Annotated in this window: 14 protein-coding genes and 1 pseudogene; 10 read left to right on the top strand and 5 right to left on the bottom strand. The window is 71.8% G+C overall.

Annotated features, from left to right (window positions below; translation table 11 throughout):
* The 3 genes and pseudogenes from GTY56_RS22395 to GTY56_RS22385 all read right to left on the bottom strand — a co-directional run.
* Positions 1-673 (bottom strand): protein kinase domain-containing protein (locus tag GTY56_RS22395; protein WP_161367123.1); only part of this gene is annotated, 673 nt, incomplete at its 3' end.
* A gap of 59 nt (positions 674-732) precedes the next feature.
* Positions 733-828: pseudogene (locus tag GTY56_RS41605) on the bottom strand (FHA domain-containing protein); the annotation flags it as partial.
* 132 nt (positions 829-960) lie between these two features.
* On the bottom strand, positions 961-1545 hold the full coding sequence (locus tag GTY56_RS22385; RefSeq protein WP_161367121.1) for a hypothetical protein: 585 nt from the start codon (positions 1543-1545) through the stop codon (positions 961-963).
* Positions 1546-1819: 274 nt separating this feature from the next.
* Between GTY56_RS22385 and GTY56_RS22380 the strand changes: the two genes are divergently transcribed.
* The 9 genes from GTY56_RS22380 (at position 1820) to GTY56_RS22340 (ending at position 13721) form a co-directional block, all read left to right on the top strand.
* Positions 1820-2674 carry a bifunctional methylenetetrahydrofolate dehydrogenase/methenyltetrahydrofolate cyclohydrolase gene (locus tag GTY56_RS22380; RefSeq protein WP_161367120.1) on the top strand — a complete coding sequence of 285 codons (855 nt, stop codon included), beginning with the start codon at positions 1820-1822 and terminating at the stop codon, positions 2672-2674.
* Positions 2664-3227 carry a DUF3017 domain-containing protein gene (locus GTY56_RS22375; RefSeq protein ID WP_161367119.1) on the top strand — a complete coding sequence of 188 codons (564 nt, stop codon included), beginning with the start codon at positions 2664-2666 and terminating at the stop codon, positions 3225-3227. The genes GTY56_RS22380 and GTY56_RS22375 overlap by 11 nt, the downstream gene beginning before the upstream one ends.
* A 364-nt stretch (positions 3228-3591) precedes the next feature.
* On the top strand, positions 3592-4914 hold the full coding sequence (locus GTY56_RS22370; protein WP_161367118.1) for a helix-turn-helix domain-containing protein: 1323 nt from the start codon (positions 3592-3594) through the stop codon (positions 4912-4914).
* A gap of 383 nt (positions 4915-5297) precedes the next feature.
* Positions 5298-6287 (top strand): malate dehydrogenase, encoded by a 990-nt coding sequence (locus tag GTY56_RS22365; RefSeq protein WP_161367117.1) that lies wholly within the window; start codon positions 5298-5300, stop codon positions 6285-6287.
* Between the two features lie 253 nt (positions 6288-6540).
* On the top strand, positions 6541-8061 hold the full coding sequence (locus GTY56_RS22360; RefSeq protein WP_161367116.1) for an aldehyde dehydrogenase family protein: 1521 nt from the start codon (positions 6541-6543) through the stop codon (positions 8059-8061).
* A 114-nt stretch (positions 8062-8175) separates the two neighbouring features.
* Entirely contained in the window at positions 8176-9708 is a 1533-nt protein-coding gene (locus GTY56_RS22355) for a GMC family oxidoreductase (protein ID WP_161367115.1), read from the top strand.
* A 32-nt stretch (positions 9709-9740) separates the two neighbouring features.
* Positions 9741-10814 carry a quaternary amine ABC transporter ATP-binding protein gene (locus GTY56_RS22350; RefSeq protein WP_161367124.1) on the top strand — a complete coding sequence of 358 codons (1074 nt, stop codon included), beginning with the start codon at positions 9741-9743 and terminating at the stop codon, positions 10812-10814.
* A complete protein-coding gene (locus GTY56_RS22345; RefSeq protein WP_161367114.1) occupies positions 10814-12763 on the top strand; it encodes an ABC transporter permease in 1950 nt (649 codons plus the stop codon). Before GTY56_RS22350 ends, GTY56_RS22345 begins: the two co-directional genes overlap by 1 nt.
* 1 nt (position 12764) lies before the next feature.
* The gene (locus GTY56_RS22340; RefSeq protein ID WP_161367113.1) at positions 12765-13721 is read left to right on the top strand and encodes an ABC transporter substrate-binding protein; all 957 of its coding nucleotides are present in this window, start codon (positions 12765-12767) and stop codon (positions 13719-13721) included.
* A 6-nt stretch (positions 13722-13727) separates the two neighbouring features.
* Here GTY56_RS22340 and GTY56_RS22335 read toward each other — a convergent pair whose 3' ends face one another.
* Together GTY56_RS22335 and GTY56_RS22330 are read right to left on the bottom strand one after the other, a co-directional pair.
* On the bottom strand, positions 13728-14447 hold the full coding sequence (locus GTY56_RS22335; protein ID WP_161367112.1) for an isocitrate lyase/PEP mutase family protein: 720 nt from the start codon (positions 14445-14447) through the stop codon (positions 13728-13730).
* A gap of 235 nt (positions 14448-14682) precedes the next feature.
* Positions 14683-15192 (bottom strand): carboxymuconolactone decarboxylase family protein, encoded by a 510-nt coding sequence (locus GTY56_RS22330; protein WP_161367111.1) that lies wholly within the window; start codon positions 15190-15192, stop codon positions 14683-14685.
* A 47-nt stretch (positions 15193-15239) separates the two neighbouring features.
* On the opposite strand from GTY56_RS22330, the gene GTY56_RS22325 reads away from it, so the two are divergent.
* Positions 15240-15578: GntR family transcriptional regulator (locus GTY56_RS22325; protein ID WP_161367110.1), on the top strand; the 339-nt coding region annotated here is incomplete at its 3' end.

Here is a 15578-nt window from a genome sequence, read left to right as displayed (position 1 = left end):
GGTGGGCGAGGACGCCGAAGGCCCAGATGTCGGCGGAGGGGCGGATGCGGCGGCCACGTTCGCCGATCTCGGTCCACAGCAGTTCCGGCGGGGTGTAGTCGGGGGTGGAGAAGGCCGGCGTGTAGGCGTGGGTGCCCTCCAGCTCGGCGGCCAGATTGAAGTCGGCCAGCCGGACCGAACCGTCCGCCATCAGCAGTACGTTGGCCGGCTTCAGGTCGCCGTGCACCCAGCCGGCGTCGTGCAGCTGGGCGAGGCCCTCGGCGATCTGCGCGAGCAGTGCCGGGCCGGCGGCGGGGCGGGGCGTGGCGGCGAGCAGGGCCGACAGGGAGCCCTCGGCCTTCTCCAGGACGAGGACGGTCGCGCCGTCCAGTTCCGGACGGCCCGGGTCGTCGACCGTCAGCGTCTGGTACATCCGCACGAGCCGCGGATGTCTCAGCCGCCGGTACAGCTCGACCTCCCGCTCGATCAGTTCGCGCAGGTGGGCCAGCCGGCGGGGCGTTGCCGTCCCGGTGGGCAGGAACTTCAGCGCGGCCGTGGGCGGCAGTCCGGTGCCGGGGCCGACGCGCCGGGCCGCGTACACGCTGCCGAAGGCGCCCGTCGCGATGGGCTCGCGCACCTCCCAGTCGCCGACCCGGTAGCCCTTGGGCACGGGGACGGCGTAGGCCTCGGTCACCGGGTCGCCCCGGCCCGGTCACCACGGCCGGGAACGCGGAAGGCGCCGCACGCGAAGAGGCCGTAGGCGCGGCGTTCGCCGGGCGCGCGGGTGGTGGGGGTGCGGTTTCGCTCGTCCTCCGTGGTCGGCGGAGGTACCACGATGATGCTGAACAAGGTGCTCTCCCCGTGCCTGAACAGCTACCACCGTCAGGTTAGGGCGACGCACCAGGGCCGTGCCCCCCTCGTACGGGTGAGACACGGCCCTTGGAAGTGAATGGCGTGAACTGGTCCGGTGGACCGGTCCGCTCAGTAGCGGGGCCGGTTGAACCAGGCCTTGCCGTTGGCGTTGCCGACGAAGACGGCCACCAGGACGGCGAGGACCGTGTGCACGAGGCCCACCAGGATGAACGGGTAGATGCCGAGGACCGCCGTGATGATGGCGAAGACCATGATGGTGATCCGGGCGCCGTTGCCGCCGTTCTTGAACTTCGTCGCCAGGACGGCGGCGAACACCAGCCAGGCCAGGCCGAACACGACGTAGCCCCAGATCACGCCGGTCGAGTCACCGACCAGGTCCTGGAAGGCGGTGTTGTCCTTGAGGGACTCGTCGTCCTTCGCGGCGTTGAGGGCCGCGGCGGCGAAGGCGAAGACGGCGATGCCGACGACCTGGAGACCGACGATGACCCACATCATCACGCGGGCCGCGCCCACCGAGCCGGGCATCGTGGTCGGCGCGGCGGGGCCGCCGTAGGGGGAGACCGGAGGGGCCTGGGGGTAGCCGTAGCCGGGAGCCTGACCCTGGTTCTGCGGGTAGCCGTAGCCCGGCTGCTGCTGCGGCTGCTGCTGCCCCTGGGGAGCGCCGTAGGGGTTGTTCGGGTCGCCGTAGCTCATGGGGGACTTTCCTCCGTTGGTCCGAGTGCGGGGACGCGCGTGACATCCGCACGGAGGAAAATCTTCAGTATTGCGACCGTCCCCCCGTTGAGCTGCCCGCGGCACTTGTCGGGTCATCGTTCTTCACCACTGACCGGCTTGTCCAGCCGCATTCCCGATGTGTTGTGCAAGTGCAACATCGCTGATCATGGGCGGATACGGGAGGACGGGCCCCGCGGTGCCCGGATTGCGGCCGGATTGGAACCGCGGCGGGGTCATCCGCGAGGATGGGGCCATGACCGCCCAGATTCTCGATGGCAAGGCCACCGCAGCCGCGATCAAGTCCGATCTGACCGCCCGCGTGGCGGCGCTGAAGGAGAAGGGCGTCACGCCCGGCCTCGGCACGATCCTGGTCGGGGACGACCCCGGCAGCCAGAAGTACGTCGCCGGCAAGCACCGCGACTGCGCGCAGGTGGGCATCGCCTCCATCCAGCGCGAACTGCCCGCCACGGCGACCCAGGAGGAGATCGAGGCCGTCGTCCGCGAGCTCAACGAGGACCCGGCCTGCACCGGGTACATCGTGCAACTGCCGCTGCCCAGGGGCATCGACGAGAACCGCATCCTGGAACTGATGGACCCGGACAAGGACGCGGACGGGCTGCACCCGATGAACCTGGGACGCCTCGTCCTCAACGAGCCCGCCCCGCTGCCCTGCACCCCGAACGGCGTGCTGACGCTGCTGCGCCGCTACGGCGTGGAGACCAAGGGCGCGGAGGTCGTGGTCGTCGGGCGCGGTGTGACCATCGGCCGGCCGATGCCGCTGCTGCTGACCCGCCGCAGCGAGAACGCGACCGTGACCCAGTGCCACACCGGCACCCGTGACCTGTCGGCGCACCTCAAGCGCGCGGACATCATCGTCGCCGCGGCGGGTTCCGCCCATCTGATCCGCGCCGAGGACGTGAAGCCCGGCGCGGCGGTCCTCGACGTGGGCGTCTCGCGCAGCGCCGAGGGCAAGATCGTCGGCGACGTCCACCCCGACGTCGCCGAGGTCGCCGGCTTCATCTCCCCGAACCCCGGCGGAGTCGGCCCGATGACCCGCGCCCAGCTGCTCGCGAACGTGGTCGAGGCGGCGGAGCGCAGTGTCGGCTGAGCACCGGGCTCCGAGCGGGCACGAGGCGCCGGGCGGGCACGAGGCGCCGAGCGGGCCCGAGGCGCCGGGCGGGCCCGAGGCCCCGAGCGGGCACGATGGCGCGGAGGACATCACTGTCCGGGACCCCATCAGCGCGCCCGACGCCGCGGGGCGGCCGCGGCGGGTCACCCGGCGCTTCCCGCTGTTCACGAAGGACACCGCGCGGCCCGAGGGCGGCGGCCGGGCCGCGCCGCGGGACGCTCCCGCGCCGGCGCGGCAGTGGCCCGTGCTCGCCGTGCTGGGGCTGGCCGGGCTCGGACTGCTGGTGACGGCGTTCGGCCAGTTCCGGATCGGGACGCTGCTGATCGGTGCCGCCCTGCTGGGCGGCGGCGCGATGCGCTGGCTGCTGCCGGACGTCGGCATGCTCGCCGTCCGCTCCCGGTTCACGGACATCGTCACGTACGGACTGCTGGGCACCGTGATCGTTCTGCTGGCGCTGATGGCCCAGCCGAATCCGCTGCTGCAGATCCCGTTCCTGAAGGACACCCTGCACTTCACGGTCACCAACGAGTGACGGGACAGCGGCCCGCCCTCTCCCCCGAGGAAGGACGGGCCGCCGTCACGCACCACCCTCCTGCACGGCGAACGGCCTGTTCAACGGCTGTCAGTGCGCTGTGGCACGGAAGTGACAGTTCCGGTACGTCTCGCTTCCGATACCGCACAAAGTGGTGCGACGCGGCGATTGGCAGGGACAATCAGGACGGTCCAGGGTGTACCGCGCGCGGTCACCATGCTCCTGTGCGCCCCCCGTCAGGGAACTGAGATCCTGACTGGGCGCATCCCTGTGGGTATCCAGAACGGGGACTCGGCCAAGGCCGCCACGCGCGGGGCGAAGAAGCGCGAGAAATATCAGCACGTACGGGGGAAGAGGGGGAGCAATGCCTCGTTGGAAGGCCTTGCCGGATGAGCTCGATCCGCAGATCAGGGAGTTCACCAGTCAGCTGCGCAGGCTCGTGGACCGCAGCGGTCTGAGCATCGCGTCGGTGGCGGACCGCACGGGCTACAGCAAGACGTCGTGGGAGCGTTACCTGAACGGCCGGCTGCTCGCGCCGAAGGGCGCGATCGTGGCCCTGGCCGAGGTCACCGGCACCAATCCGGTGCACCTGACCACCATGTGGGAGCTCGCCGAGCGTGCCTGGAGCCGCTCGGAGATGCGGCACGACATGACGATGGAGGCCATCCGGATCTCCCAGGCGCGCGCCGCGCTCGGGGAGTTCGGCGGACAGGACTTCAGCGATCCCTCGGCCGGTGGCAAGGCGGCCTCGGCGGGCGAGGGCAGAGCGGCCTCGGCGGGCGGCGGCAAGCCGGCCCGCCGGAGCGGCGGCACCACGGTCACGCCGGGCATCGCGGGGCCGGCCGGTGTGGCCCCGACCGTGCCGTCGCAGCCGACGGCCCCCGAGGTCCAGGACTCCAGCGGCGCGGGCGTGCGGGAGGAGAGCGGCCGGGACGCCGCGCCCGAGGTCAACTCGTGGGGACTGGCCGGTTACCAGGGCCCGTCGCCGGCGGGCGGCCGTTCCGCCGGACCCGGGGCGGACCGGGAATCCCGGCCCGGCTCACGGCCCGGAACCCACGCGGGATCGCCCGGCGGCCGGACTCCCGGCGCCGGGGCAGGCTCGTACGGCGAACCGCAGGACGCCGTCCCGGCCCGGGCCGGTGGTGCGGGCGGCGGCGGTGCCGGCGGGACCCGCCGCGCCCCTTCCGCCCCGGCGGGCAAGAAGCGGACCGCGACCTTCGTCGCGGGTGTCGTGGGCGTGCTGGTGGTGATCGCCGGCGCGTTCTACCTCACCGGCGGCGGTGGCGACGACGAGGCCAAGGGCGGCGCCAAGTCGCCCTCGCCGACCGTCAGCACCGACCCGAAGCTGCCGCCCGGCGTGAAGTGCAGCGGCGCCGGCTGCACCGGGAAGGACGCGGAGGCCATGGGGTGCAGCGGTGACCTGGTGACCACGGCCTCCACCGCGACCGTCGGGACGACCGTCGTCGAGGTCCGCTACAGCGAGACCTGCAAGGCGGCCTGGGGGCGTATCACCCAGGCCGCACAGGGCGACGAGGTCGAGATCAGCTCGGGCAAGGCGAAGCAGACCGGCAGCATCACGGCGGCCGGCGACACCATCGCCTACACCCCGATGGTCGCCGTGAAGGGCGCCGCCGACGCCAAGGCCTGCGCGACGCTGACGGCCGGTGGAAAGGGCTGCACCGACTAGGCCGAGCAGGCACGCTGCCGCTGCGCTGCTGGGCCCGGGCGCACAGCGGTGCCACCGGCCCGGGTGAGGAATTTCCGAGGGGGAGGAATGCCCGCCCGGATCGGGGGCACGCGAACCGTACCCCCACGGGAGTCCGGCATGGTCGGTATCCCCCAGGCGGCCGCCTTCGTCCTCCTCTCCCGGACGGGCGGCCGCCTCTCGCGTGGGGGCGGGTGCGCGTCCCAGGGCGGGCCGGAGTTGTGGGCCGGGCCACACCGACCCGGACGTACGAGATCCCGGATGCGCGATAGCCTGACCGCTGGTCGGATCTCTTGACGCCAAGAGATCGATCAAACGTCCGGGGCAGGGACCGCCCCACCGCCAGCTGTCATACGGAGAACGCCATGACCCGCACTCCCGTGAACGTCACCGTCACCGGCGCGGCCGGCCAGATCGGTTACGCCCTGCTCTTCCGCATCGCCTCCGGTCAGCTGCTCGGCGCGGACGTGCCGGTGAAGCTGCGCCTCCTGGAGATCACGCCGGCGCTGAAGGCGGCCGAGGGCACGGCCATGGAGCTGGACGACTGCGCGTTCCCGCTCCTGGCGGGCATCGACATCACCGACGACCCGAACGTCGCCTTCGACGGCGCCAACGTCGGTCTGCTCGTCGGCGCGCGCCCCCGCACCAAGGGCATGGAGCGCGGCGACCTGCTGGAGGCCAACGGCGGCATCTTCAAGCCGCAGGGCCAGGCCATCAACGCCCACGCCGCGGACGACATCAAGGTGCTGGTCGTCGGCAACCCGGCCAACACCAACGCCCTCATCGCCCAGGCCGCCGCGCCGGACGTACCGGCCGAGCGTTTCACCGCGATGACCCGCCTCGACCACAACCGCGCGCTGACCCAGCTCGCGAAGAAGACGGGCTCGACGGTCGCCGACATCAAGCGCCTGACGATCTGGGGCAACCACTCCGCCACCCAGTACCCCGACATCTTCCACGCCACCATCGCCGGCAAGAACGCCGCCGAGGTCGTGAACGACGAGAAGTGGCTGGCCGAGGACTTCATCCCGACCGTCGCCAAGCGCGGCGCCGCCATCATCGAGGCCCGTGGCGCCTCGTCGGCCGCCTCCGCCGCCAACGCCGCCATCGACCACGTCCACAGCTGGGTCAACGGCACCGCCGACGGCGACTGGGTCTCCATGGGTATTCCGTCCGACGGTTCCTACGGCGTCCCGGAGGGCCTCATCTCCTCCTTCCCCGTCACCACCAAGGACGGCACGTACGAGATCGTCCAGGGCCTGGAGATCAACGAGTTCTCCCGCGCCCGGATCGACGCCTCCGTCAAGGAGCTGGAGGAGGAGCGCGAGGCGGTCCGCGGCCTCGGCCTCATCTGACCCCGAGTCGCTCAGCACTCCGTCCGCAGGCCCCGCACCGGTTGCCCGGTGCGGGGCCTGCGGTCTTCGTACGGGTCGGCGAGGCGATTTCTCCGCACCTTTTGTTCCTGTTTGTCCACATCTCGCGTGACACAGCGCACTTTCGGCCATCGGCGCGCATGCATCCGAGGGAGTCGGGCAGGCGAACTCGGTCTCTTAGTGACACGAATGTGACACAGGGGCGCTGATCAGGAACGGAAGGCGAAGAGCGATCATGGCGGAAAGTACCGAACTTCAGGCACGCCAAACCATCCATGCGGGAGGAGAGTGGCGGGCGGCCACCTCCGGGGCCACCCGCGAGATCCTCGACCCCGCGGACGCCCTGCCCTTCGCCGTGGTCGCGGAGGGCGACGAGAAGGACACCGATCTGGCGATCGCCGCCGCCCGGCGCGCCTTCGACGAGGGGCCGTGGCCGCACACGCCCGTCCCCGAGCGGGCCGCGCTGCTGCGCCGCGTCGCCGATCTCCTCGTGCGGGACCGCGAGAAGCTCGGCCGGCTGGAGGCCCAGGACGCGGGCAAGACCGTCGAGGAGGGCCGCGTCGATATCGACTGCGTCGCCGACGCCTTCCGCTACTTCGCCGACCTGGTCGCCGGAGAGGCCCCCGGCCGGGTCGTGGACGCGGGCTCGCCCGACGTCCACAGCGTCGTCGTGCACGAGCCGATCGGCGTCTGCGCGATGATCACGCCCTGGAACTATCCGCTGCTCCAGGCCAGCTGGAAGATCGCCCCCGCCCTCGCCGCCGGCAACACCTTCGTCATCAAGCCGAGCGAGATCACCCCGATGACGACGATCGCGCTCATCGACCTGCTCGTCGAGGCCGGGCTCCCGGGGGGCGTCGCCAACATCGTCACCGGCCCGGGGCATTCGGTCGGCGCACGCCTGTCCGAGCACCCCGATGTGGACCTGGTCTCCTTCACCGGAGGACTGGCCAGCGGCACCAAGGTCGCCCAGGCAGCCGCGCCCACCGTCAAGAAGGTCGCCCTCGAACTGGGCGGCAAGAACCCCAACGTCGTCTTCGCCGACGCCTGCGCCACCGAGGAGGGCTTCGACACCGCCGTCGACCAGGCCCTCAACGCCGCCTTCATCCACAGCGGCCAGGTCTGCTCGGCCGGCGCCCGCCTCATCATCGAGGAGTCGGTCCGCGACCGCTTCGTCACCGAACTCGCCCGGCGCGCCGAGAAGATCCGCCTCGGCCGCGGCACCGAGGACGGCGTCGAGTGCGGCCCGCTCGTCTCCGAGCAGCAGCGCGCCAAGGTCGAGATGTACGTCGAGTCCGCCCTCAAGGAGGGCGCGGTGCTGCGCTCCGGCGGCAAGCGCCCCGAGCCGTCCCCGCAGCGCCCCGAGAGCGGCTACTTCTACGAGCCGACCGTCCTCGACCACTGCCACCGCGAGATGCGCGTCGTGCGGGAGGAGGTCTTCGGGCCGGTCCTCACCGTCGAGACCTTCCGCACCGAGGACGAGGCCGTCGCCCTCGCCAACGACACCGAGTACGGACTCGCGGGCGGCGTCTGGACCGCCGACGCGGGCCGCGCCCGCCGTGTGGCCGGCCGGCTGCGCCACGGCACGATCTGGATCAACGACTTCCACCCCTACCTGCCGCAGGCGGAGTGGGGCGGTTTCGGCAAGAGCGGAGTGGGCCGCGAACTCGGTCCCGCCGGACTCGCCGAGTACCGGGAGACCAAGCACGTCTACCAGAACCTCGCTCCCAAGCCGGTGCGCTGGTTCGCGGGCTGAACCCCACACCCCGCCGGGCCGCCGACCCCTCATCCCGGGCTGACCCCCACACCCCGGGCTGAACGTCCCCGTCCCCGAGCCCGTTCACTTCATCCCCACTGGAGCAAGTACGCCATGTCCCACACCAGTCATGAGTACGACTATGTCGTGATAGGCGGCGGAACCGCAGGTTCCGTCATCGCCTCGCGCCTGACCGAGAACCCGGACGTCACCGTCGCCGTCATCGAGGGCGGCCCCAGTGACGTCGGCCGTGACGACGTCCTGACCCTGCGCCGCTGGATGGGCCTGCTCGGCGGCGAACTCGACTACGACTACCCCACCACCGAACAGCCACGCGGAAACTCGCATATCCGGCACAGCCGGGCGCGTGTCCTGGGCGGCTGCTCCTCGCACAACACCCTGATCGCCTTCAAGCCGCTGCCCGCCGACTGGGACGAGTGGGAGGAGGCCGGCGCCAAGGGCTGGGGCGCGGTGCAGATGGAGGCGTACTTCGCCCGGCTGCTCAACAACATCGTCCCGGTCGACGAGAAGGACCGGAACGCCATCGCCCGTGACTTCGTCGACGCCGCCCAGGAAGCGCTGGGCGTGCCACGCGTCGACGGCTTCAACAAGAAGCCGTTCACCGAGGGCGTCGGCTTCTTCGACCTCGCCTACCACCCCGAGAACAACAAGCGGTCCTCGGCGTCGGTGGCGTACCTGCACCCGGTGATGGACGAGCGGCCCAACCTGACGCTCCTGCTGGAGACCTGGGCGTACAAGCTCCAGCTCGACGGCGACCGCGCCGAGGGCGTGCACGTGCGGACCAAGGACGGCGAGGAGATCCTCGTCAAGGCCCGTAACGAGGTGCTGCTGTGCGCCGGTGCCGTGGACTCGCCCCGGCTGCTGATGCACTCCGGCATCGGCCCCCGGGCCGACCTGGAGAAGCTCGGCATCCCCGTCACGCACGACCTGCCGGGCGTCGGCGAGAACCTGCTCGACCACCCCGAGTCCGTCATCGTCTGGGAGACCGACGGCCCCATCCCGGAGAACTCCGCGATGGACTCCGACGCGGGCCTGTTCGTGCGCCGCGACCCCGAACTGGCGCACCCCGACCTGATGTTCCACTTCTACCAGATCCCGTTCACGGACAACCCGGAGCGACTGGGCTATCAGCGGCCGGAGTTCGGCGTCTCCATGACCCCTAACATCCCCAAGCCGAAGAGCCGCGGCCGGCTCTACCTGACCAGCGCCGACCCCGAGGTCAAGCCCGCCCTGGACTTCCGCTACTTCACCGACGAGGACGACTACGACGGCAGGACCCTCGTCGACGGCATCAGGATCGCCCGTGAGATCGCCAAGACCCAGCCGCTGGCCGGCTGGCTCAAGCGCGAGGTGGCCCCCGGCCCGGACGTCACCGGTGACGAGGAGCTCAGCGAGTACGCCCGCAAGGTCGCGCACACCGTCTACCACCCGGCCGGCACCTGCAAGATGGGCGCCGCCGACGACCAACTGGCCGTCGTCGACCCCGAGCTGCGCGTCCGCGGCCTGGAGGGCATCCGCATCGCCGACGCCTCCGTGTTCCCCACGATGACCACCGTCAACCCGATGATCGGAGTCCTCATGGTCGGTGAGAAGGCCGCCGAGCTGATCGGTGGTGGTGTCAAGTGACCGCGACCCTCGAACCCCCGACGGAGCAGACCATGGACACCACCGCGCCCGTCTTCTCGGTGGAGGGACTGTGGAAGGTGTTCGGCCCCAAGGCCGAGCGCGTTCCCGCCGACCCCGAGCTCACCGCCCTCGACCCCGCCGAGCTGCGCTCGCGCACCGGCTGCACCGCCGCCGTCCGGGACGTCAGCTTCGACGTGCGCAAGGGCGAGGTCTTCGTCGTCATGGGCCTGTCCGGCTCCGGCAAGTCCACGCTGGTGCGCTGTCTGACCCGGCTGATCGAGCCGACGGCCGGCACCATCGCCATCGACGGCGAGGACGTCCGCGCCATGGACCGCTCCCGGCTGCGCGAACTGCGCCGCCACCGCGCCGCGATGGTCTTCCAGCACTTCGGCCTCCTGCCGCACCGCACCGTCCTCGACAACGTCGCCTACGGCCTGGAGATCCAGGGCGTGGGCAAGGCCGAGCGGCGCGAGCGGGCGGCCGAGGTCGTGGCCAAGGTCGGCCTGGAGGGCATGGAGCACCGCCGCCCCGGCCAGCTCTCCGGCGGCCAGCAGCAGCGCGTGGGCCTCGCCCGGGCGCTCGCCGCCGACCCCGAAGTCCTGCTCTTCGACGAGCCGTTCAGCGCGCTCGACCCGCTGATCCGGCGGGACATGCAGGAGGAGGTCGTCCGGCTGCACCGCGAGGAGGGCCGCACGATGGTCTTCATCACCCACGACCTCCAGGAGGCCCTGAAGCTGGGCGACCGCATCGCCCTGATGCGCGACGGCAAGGTCGTGCAGCTCGGCACGCCCGAGGAGATCGTGGGCGCGCCCGCCGACGACTACGTCCGCGAGTTCGTCCGGGACGTCCCGCGCGAGCAGGTCCTCACCGTCCGCACGGCCATGCGCCGCCCGACGGCGGGCCAGGACGGCAGCGGGCCTGCCGTGCCTCCCGACGCGACGGTGTCCGAGGCGATCGAGGCGGTCGCCCGCGCCGGCGCTCCGGCCCGGGTCGTGGACCAGGGCCGCTGCGTGGGCGTGGTCGACTCCGACACGCTCCTCGGTGTCGTCGCCGGCACGGAGCAGCCCGCTCCGCCCGGGACGGTGCAGCCCAAGGAGGCGGTCTGATGGCGACCATCACCGCGAACCCGCCCCGGGTGGGCCTGCCCGCCCTCCTCAGGCACCGGGCCGTCCACAAGCTGCTGCTGCTCGCCCTCGCCGCCGCGATCCTCGTGCCGCTGGCCAACGCCCGCTGGGCGAGCGGTACCTGGCCCAGCGCGCTGACCGTCGACTTCTCCGAGCCGCTCGCCAAGGCCAGCGACTGGATCATCGACAACCGCGACAGCCACCCGCTGTTCCTCTACTTCTTCGGCCACGTCAGCAACGTCGTCGTCATCGCCGTACGGGCCGTCTACCTCACCCTCCTGGCCGTCGGCTGGGCGGGCGTCACGGCCCTGGGCGCCCTGGTCGCCTGGCGCGTGGCGGGTGTGAAGCTGGCGCTCGGCACGGCCGCCGCGTTCCTCGCCTGCGGGCTGCTCGGCATGTGGGTGCCGACCATGCAGACCCTCGCCCTGATGGTCGTCGCGGTCCTCGCGTCGGTCGTCGTCGGCGCGCTGCTCGGACTCGCAGCCGGGCTGTCCGACCGGATGGACCGCGTGCTGCGGCCGGTCCTGGACACCATGCAGGTGCTGCCCGCCTTCGCCTATCTGCTGCCGGTCGTGCTGGTCTTCGGCATCGGCGTCCCGGCGGCCGTCCTGGCCACCGTCGTCTACGCCGCCCCGCCCATGGCCCGCCTGACCTCGCTCGGGCTGCGCGGCGCCGACAAGGGCGTGCTGGAGGCCGTCGAGTCGCTCGGCTCCACGGCACGCCAGCGGCTGCTGACCGCCCGGATCCCGCTGGCCCGCAAGGAACTCCTCCTCGGCCTCAACCAGACGATCATGATGGCGCTGTCCATGGCCGTCATCGCGGCCGTCATCGGCGCGGGCGGTCTCGGTGACCGCGTCTACCAGGCCCTGGCCTCGGTCGACGTCGGCGCCGCGCTCGCCGCCGGCATCCCGATCGTGCTGCTGGCCGTCGTCCTGGACCGCGTCACCGGTGCGGCGGGGGAGAAGCTCGGCGCCGAACCCGAGCCGCACAGCGGCCGCGGCTGGCTCTTCGCCCTGGCCGGGGTCGTGGTCGTGGCGGTCGCCGGGCGGCTCGCGGGCCGCCTCGACTGGCCCGACGCGTGGGTCGTCGGCATCGCCGAGCCCGTCAACCGCGCCGTCGACTGGATGACCGCGCATCTGTACTCGGGCGTCCCCGTCGTCGGCGGCACCGCCGACTGGGCGGGCCACTTCACCACCTGGGTCCTCGACCCGATGCGCGACGGCCTCCAGGCGCTGCCCTGGTGGTCGGTCCTGCTGATCGTCGCCGCCCTGGCCTGGGTCATCGGCACCTGGCGCACCGCGCTCACCGCCGTCCTGGCCATGGCAGCGATCGGCGTCCTCGGTGTCTGGAAGCCGTCCCTGGACACCCTCTCCCAGGTGCTGGCGGCCGTCGCCGTCACCCTGGTCGTCGGCTTCGCCGTCGGTATCGCCGCGGCCCGCAGCGACCGCCTGGAGCGGGCGCTGCGCCCGGTCCTCGACGTGTTCCAGACGATGCCGCAGTTCGTGTACCTGATCCCGGTCGTCGCCCTGTTCGGCGTCGGCCGCGCCCCGGCCGTCGCCGCCGCGATCGTCTACGCGCTGCCGGCCGTCGTCCGCATCACCACCCAGGGCCTGCGCCAGGTCGACCCGGCCGCGCTGGAGTCGTCCAGTTCGCTGGGCGCTACCAGCTGGCAGCAACTGCGGCAGGTGCAGCTCCCGCTGGCCCGCCCGGCACTGCTGCTCGCCGTCAACCAGGGCCTCGTGCTGGTCCTCGCCGTCGTCGTCATCGGCGGCCTGGTCGGCGGTGGCGCCCTCGGCTACGACGTCGTCTTCGGCCTCGCCCAGGGCGACCTGGCGACCGGTCTGGTGGCCGGCGCGGCGATCGTCTGCCTCGGCCTGATGCTCGACCGGGTGACCCAGCCCACCGAACGCCGCGCGAAGAAGGGAGCCTGACATGCGGATCCGTACGACCGCCGCGGTCGCCGCGGTGAGCTCCCTGGCGCTGCTCACCGGCTGCGGTGCCGCCGACATGACCAAGCAGGCCTCGCCCTTCGCCAACGCGCAGGGCTCGAAGACCGTGACCCTGTCCGTGCAGTCCTGGGTGGGCGCCCAGTCCAACGTGGCCGTCGCCCAGTACATCCTGGAGCACGAGCTGGGCTACCGCGTCGACACCGTCCAGGTCGACGAGGTGCCCGCCTGGGACGCCCTCAGCCAGGGCCGCGTCGACGCGCTCCTGGAGGACTGGGGCCACCCCGAGCAGGAGCAGCGCTACGTCAAGGACAAGAAGACGATCGCGCCCGGCGGCGAACTCGGCGTCACCGGCCACATCGGCTGGTTCGTCCCGACGTACTTCGCCAAGAAGCATCCGGACGTCACGAACTGGAAGAACCTCAACAAGTACGCCGACCGGTTCCGCACCCCGGAGAGCGGCAGCAAGGGCCAGCTGATGGACGGTTCGCCGTCCTACGTCACCAACGACAAGGCGCTGGTGAAGAACCTGAAGTTGGACTACCAGGTGGTGTTCGCCGGGTCCGAGGCGGCGCAGATCACCCAGATGAAGCAGTTCGCCAAGGAGAAGAAGCCCTTCCTCACCTACTGGTACTCCCCGCAGTGGCTCTTCAAGAAGGTCCCGATGACCGAGGTGAAGCTGCCGCCCTACAAGGAGGGCTGCGACGCCGACCCGGAGAAGGTCGCCTGCGCCTACCCGCACACGCCGCTGCAGAAGTACCTCAACGCGGACTTCGCCAAGAGCGGCGGCAAGGCGGCGGCCTTCCTGAAGAAGTTCAAGTGGACGACCGAGGACCAGAACGAGGTCTCCCTGATGATCGCCGACCAGAAGATGACGCCGGAGGACGCGGCGAAGAAGTGGGTGGACAGCCACGAGTCCACGTGGAAGAAGTGGCTGTCCTGAGCGTCCCTACCGTCGCAGCCCCGCGGCGATCTCCCGCAGTGCGCGGGTGGCCCGCCGCTGGAGCCCCGGACCGAAGGTGATCCGGGTGGCCCCTCGTTCGCCGAGTTCGGCGGGCGAGGGGCCCTCGTCCGACAGGGCCCCCACGTTGATCGGCCCCTGGATGCCGGCCCGCAGCAGCGGCAGGATCTCCGGCGGGGCCCCGATCGGGTACACGCAGTCGGCCCCCGCGGCGACGTACAACGCGGCCCGCTCGATGGCCGCTTCGGGATCGTCCACCCCGCGGGCGAAGGTGTCGATGCGGGCGTTGACGAAGAGCCGGTCACCGGCCGCCTCCCGCACCTCCGCAAGCCAGTCGGCGTGCGCCCGCGGCTCCTTGAGGACTCCGCCCTCGGAGTCCTCAAGGTTGCAGCCGACCACACCCGCCTCCAGCAGCCGCTCCACGAGTTCCTTCGGTGCGAGTCCGTAGCCGCCCTCCACGTCCGCGGACACCGGCACGTCGACGGCCCGGGCGATCCGGGCGACCGCCGCGAACATCTCGCCGGCCGGCACCTGCCCGTCCTCGTGGCCGAGCGACGCGGCGACCCCGGCGCTGGGCGTGGCGAGCGCGGGGAACCCGGCCTCGGCGAACACCCGCGCACTGGCCGCGTCCCACGGCCCGGGCAGGACCAGCGGGTCGCCGGGCGCCCGGTGGTGGTGCAGGGCGCGGAACTCGTCGGTTCTGCTCATGGTGTGTATCCCCCTGGCGGAATCCGGCGTGCGACCGTCACCCGGTTCCGGTTGTTGATGGCGACGACCAGCCCGATCAGCTGGGCCGGCCCGGCCTCGTCGAAGTGCTTGGCGGCGGCCCTACACCACCGGGCAGGTTCCGTCCCACCTGGTGTTGAAGGGGTAGGACCTTGCCGGCTGTTGACCCGCAGGGCTTCCCGAGCCAGGAATCCCCCTGCTTCAGTCGGGAGAGGGTTCAGTTGTACTGGCCCGGCTCGTAGTGCCCCGGCGCCATCCGGCAGGTCACCCCGAACCGGTTCCAGGCGTTGATCACCGTGATCGCGGCGATGACCTGCGCGAGCTCCGCCTCCTCGAAGTGCTGCGCGGCGTTGTCGTAGACCTCGTCCGGCACGAAGCCGTCCGTCAGGACCGTCACCGCCTCCGTCAGCTCCAGCGCGGCGATCTCCTTCGCGGTGTAGAAGTGCCGCGACTCGTCCCAGGCGCTCAGCTGCACGATCCGCTCGACGCTCTCGCCCGCCGCCAGGGCGTCCTTGGTGTGCATGTCGATGCAGAACGCGCAGTGGTTGATCTGGGAGGCGCGGATCTTCACCAGCTCGTACAGCGTGTGGTCGAGGCCCTTCCGTGCGGCGGTCTCCAGCCGGACCATCGCCTTGTAGACCTCGGGCGCGTGCTTGGCCCACTCCAGGCGGGCGGGCTGCTCGGGGGCGTACTCCACGGTCGCCGGGGTGCCGGTGTGCGTCGTCATGCCCTCGACCCTAAGAGGGAAGCAGCCCAGGAGTATGGTCCATTTCCATGCCGGAACCCTGGGCCACTCTGGGCATCGACCTGCATGTGGAGCCGACCGGGCCGGGCCTGCGCCGGGGGCTGACCGACGCCCTGCGCGAGGCGGTGCGCTCCGGCCGCCTGGCCCCGGGCACCCGGCTGCCCTCCTCCCGTGCGCTCGCCGCCGACCTGGGCATCGCCCGCAACACCGTCGCCGACGCCTACGCCGACCTGGTCGCCGAGGGCTGGCTCACCGCCCGGCAGGGCTCGGGCACCCGGGTCGCCGCGCGCGAGGTCGTCCCGCCGTCCGGCACGGCACCCCACCCCCGCGCGCCCGCCCGCCCGGCCTACGACCTGCGCCCCGGCAGC

Source organism: Streptomyces sp. SID5643, assembly GCF_009872555.1.
Lineage (GTDB): Bacteria > Actinomycetota > Actinomycetes > Streptomycetales > Streptomycetaceae > Streptomyces > Streptomyces iakyrus.
This window is presented reverse-complemented; position numbering and strand designations above follow the sequence as displayed.

Coding starts and splice junctions, on each gene's coding strand:
- GTY56_RS22330 (WP_161367111.1), bottom strand. CDS start 15,192: ATGACGACGCACACCGGCACCCCGGCGACCGTGGAGTACGCCCCCGAG.
- GTY56_RS22385 (WP_161367121.1), bottom strand. CDS start 1,545: ATGAGCTACGGCGACCCGAACAACCCCTACGGCGCTCCCCAGGGGCAG.
- GTY56_RS22340 (WP_161367113.1), top strand. CDS start 12,765: ATGCGGATCCGTACGACCGCCGCGGTCGCCGCGGTGAGCTCCCTGGCG.
- GTY56_RS22355 (WP_161367115.1), top strand. CDS start 8,176: ATGTCCCACACCAGTCATGAGTACGACTATGTCGTGATAGGCGGCGGA.
- GTY56_RS22370 (WP_161367118.1), top strand. CDS start 3,592: ATGCCTCGTTGGAAGGCCTTGCCGGATGAGCTCGATCCGCAGATCAGG.
- GTY56_RS22345 (WP_161367114.1), top strand. CDS start 10,814: ATGGCGACCATCACCGCGAACCCGCCCCGGGTGGGCCTGCCCGCCCTC.
- GTY56_RS22350 (WP_161367124.1), top strand. CDS start 9,741: ATGGACACCACCGCGCCCGTCTTCTCGGTGGAGGGACTGTGGAAGGTG.
- GTY56_RS22380 (WP_161367120.1), top strand. CDS start 1,820: ATGACCGCCCAGATTCTCGATGGCAAGGCCACCGCAGCCGCGATCAAG.
- GTY56_RS22335 (WP_161367112.1), bottom strand. CDS start 14,447: ATGAGCAGAACCGACGAGTTCCGCGCCCTGCACCACCACCGGGCGCCC.
- GTY56_RS22360 (WP_161367116.1), top strand. CDS start 6,541: ATGGCGGAAAGTACCGAACTTCAGGCACGCCAAACCATCCATGCGGGA.
- GTY56_RS22365 (WP_161367117.1), top strand. CDS start 5,298: ATGACCCGCACTCCCGTGAACGTCACCGTCACCGGCGCGGCCGGCCAG.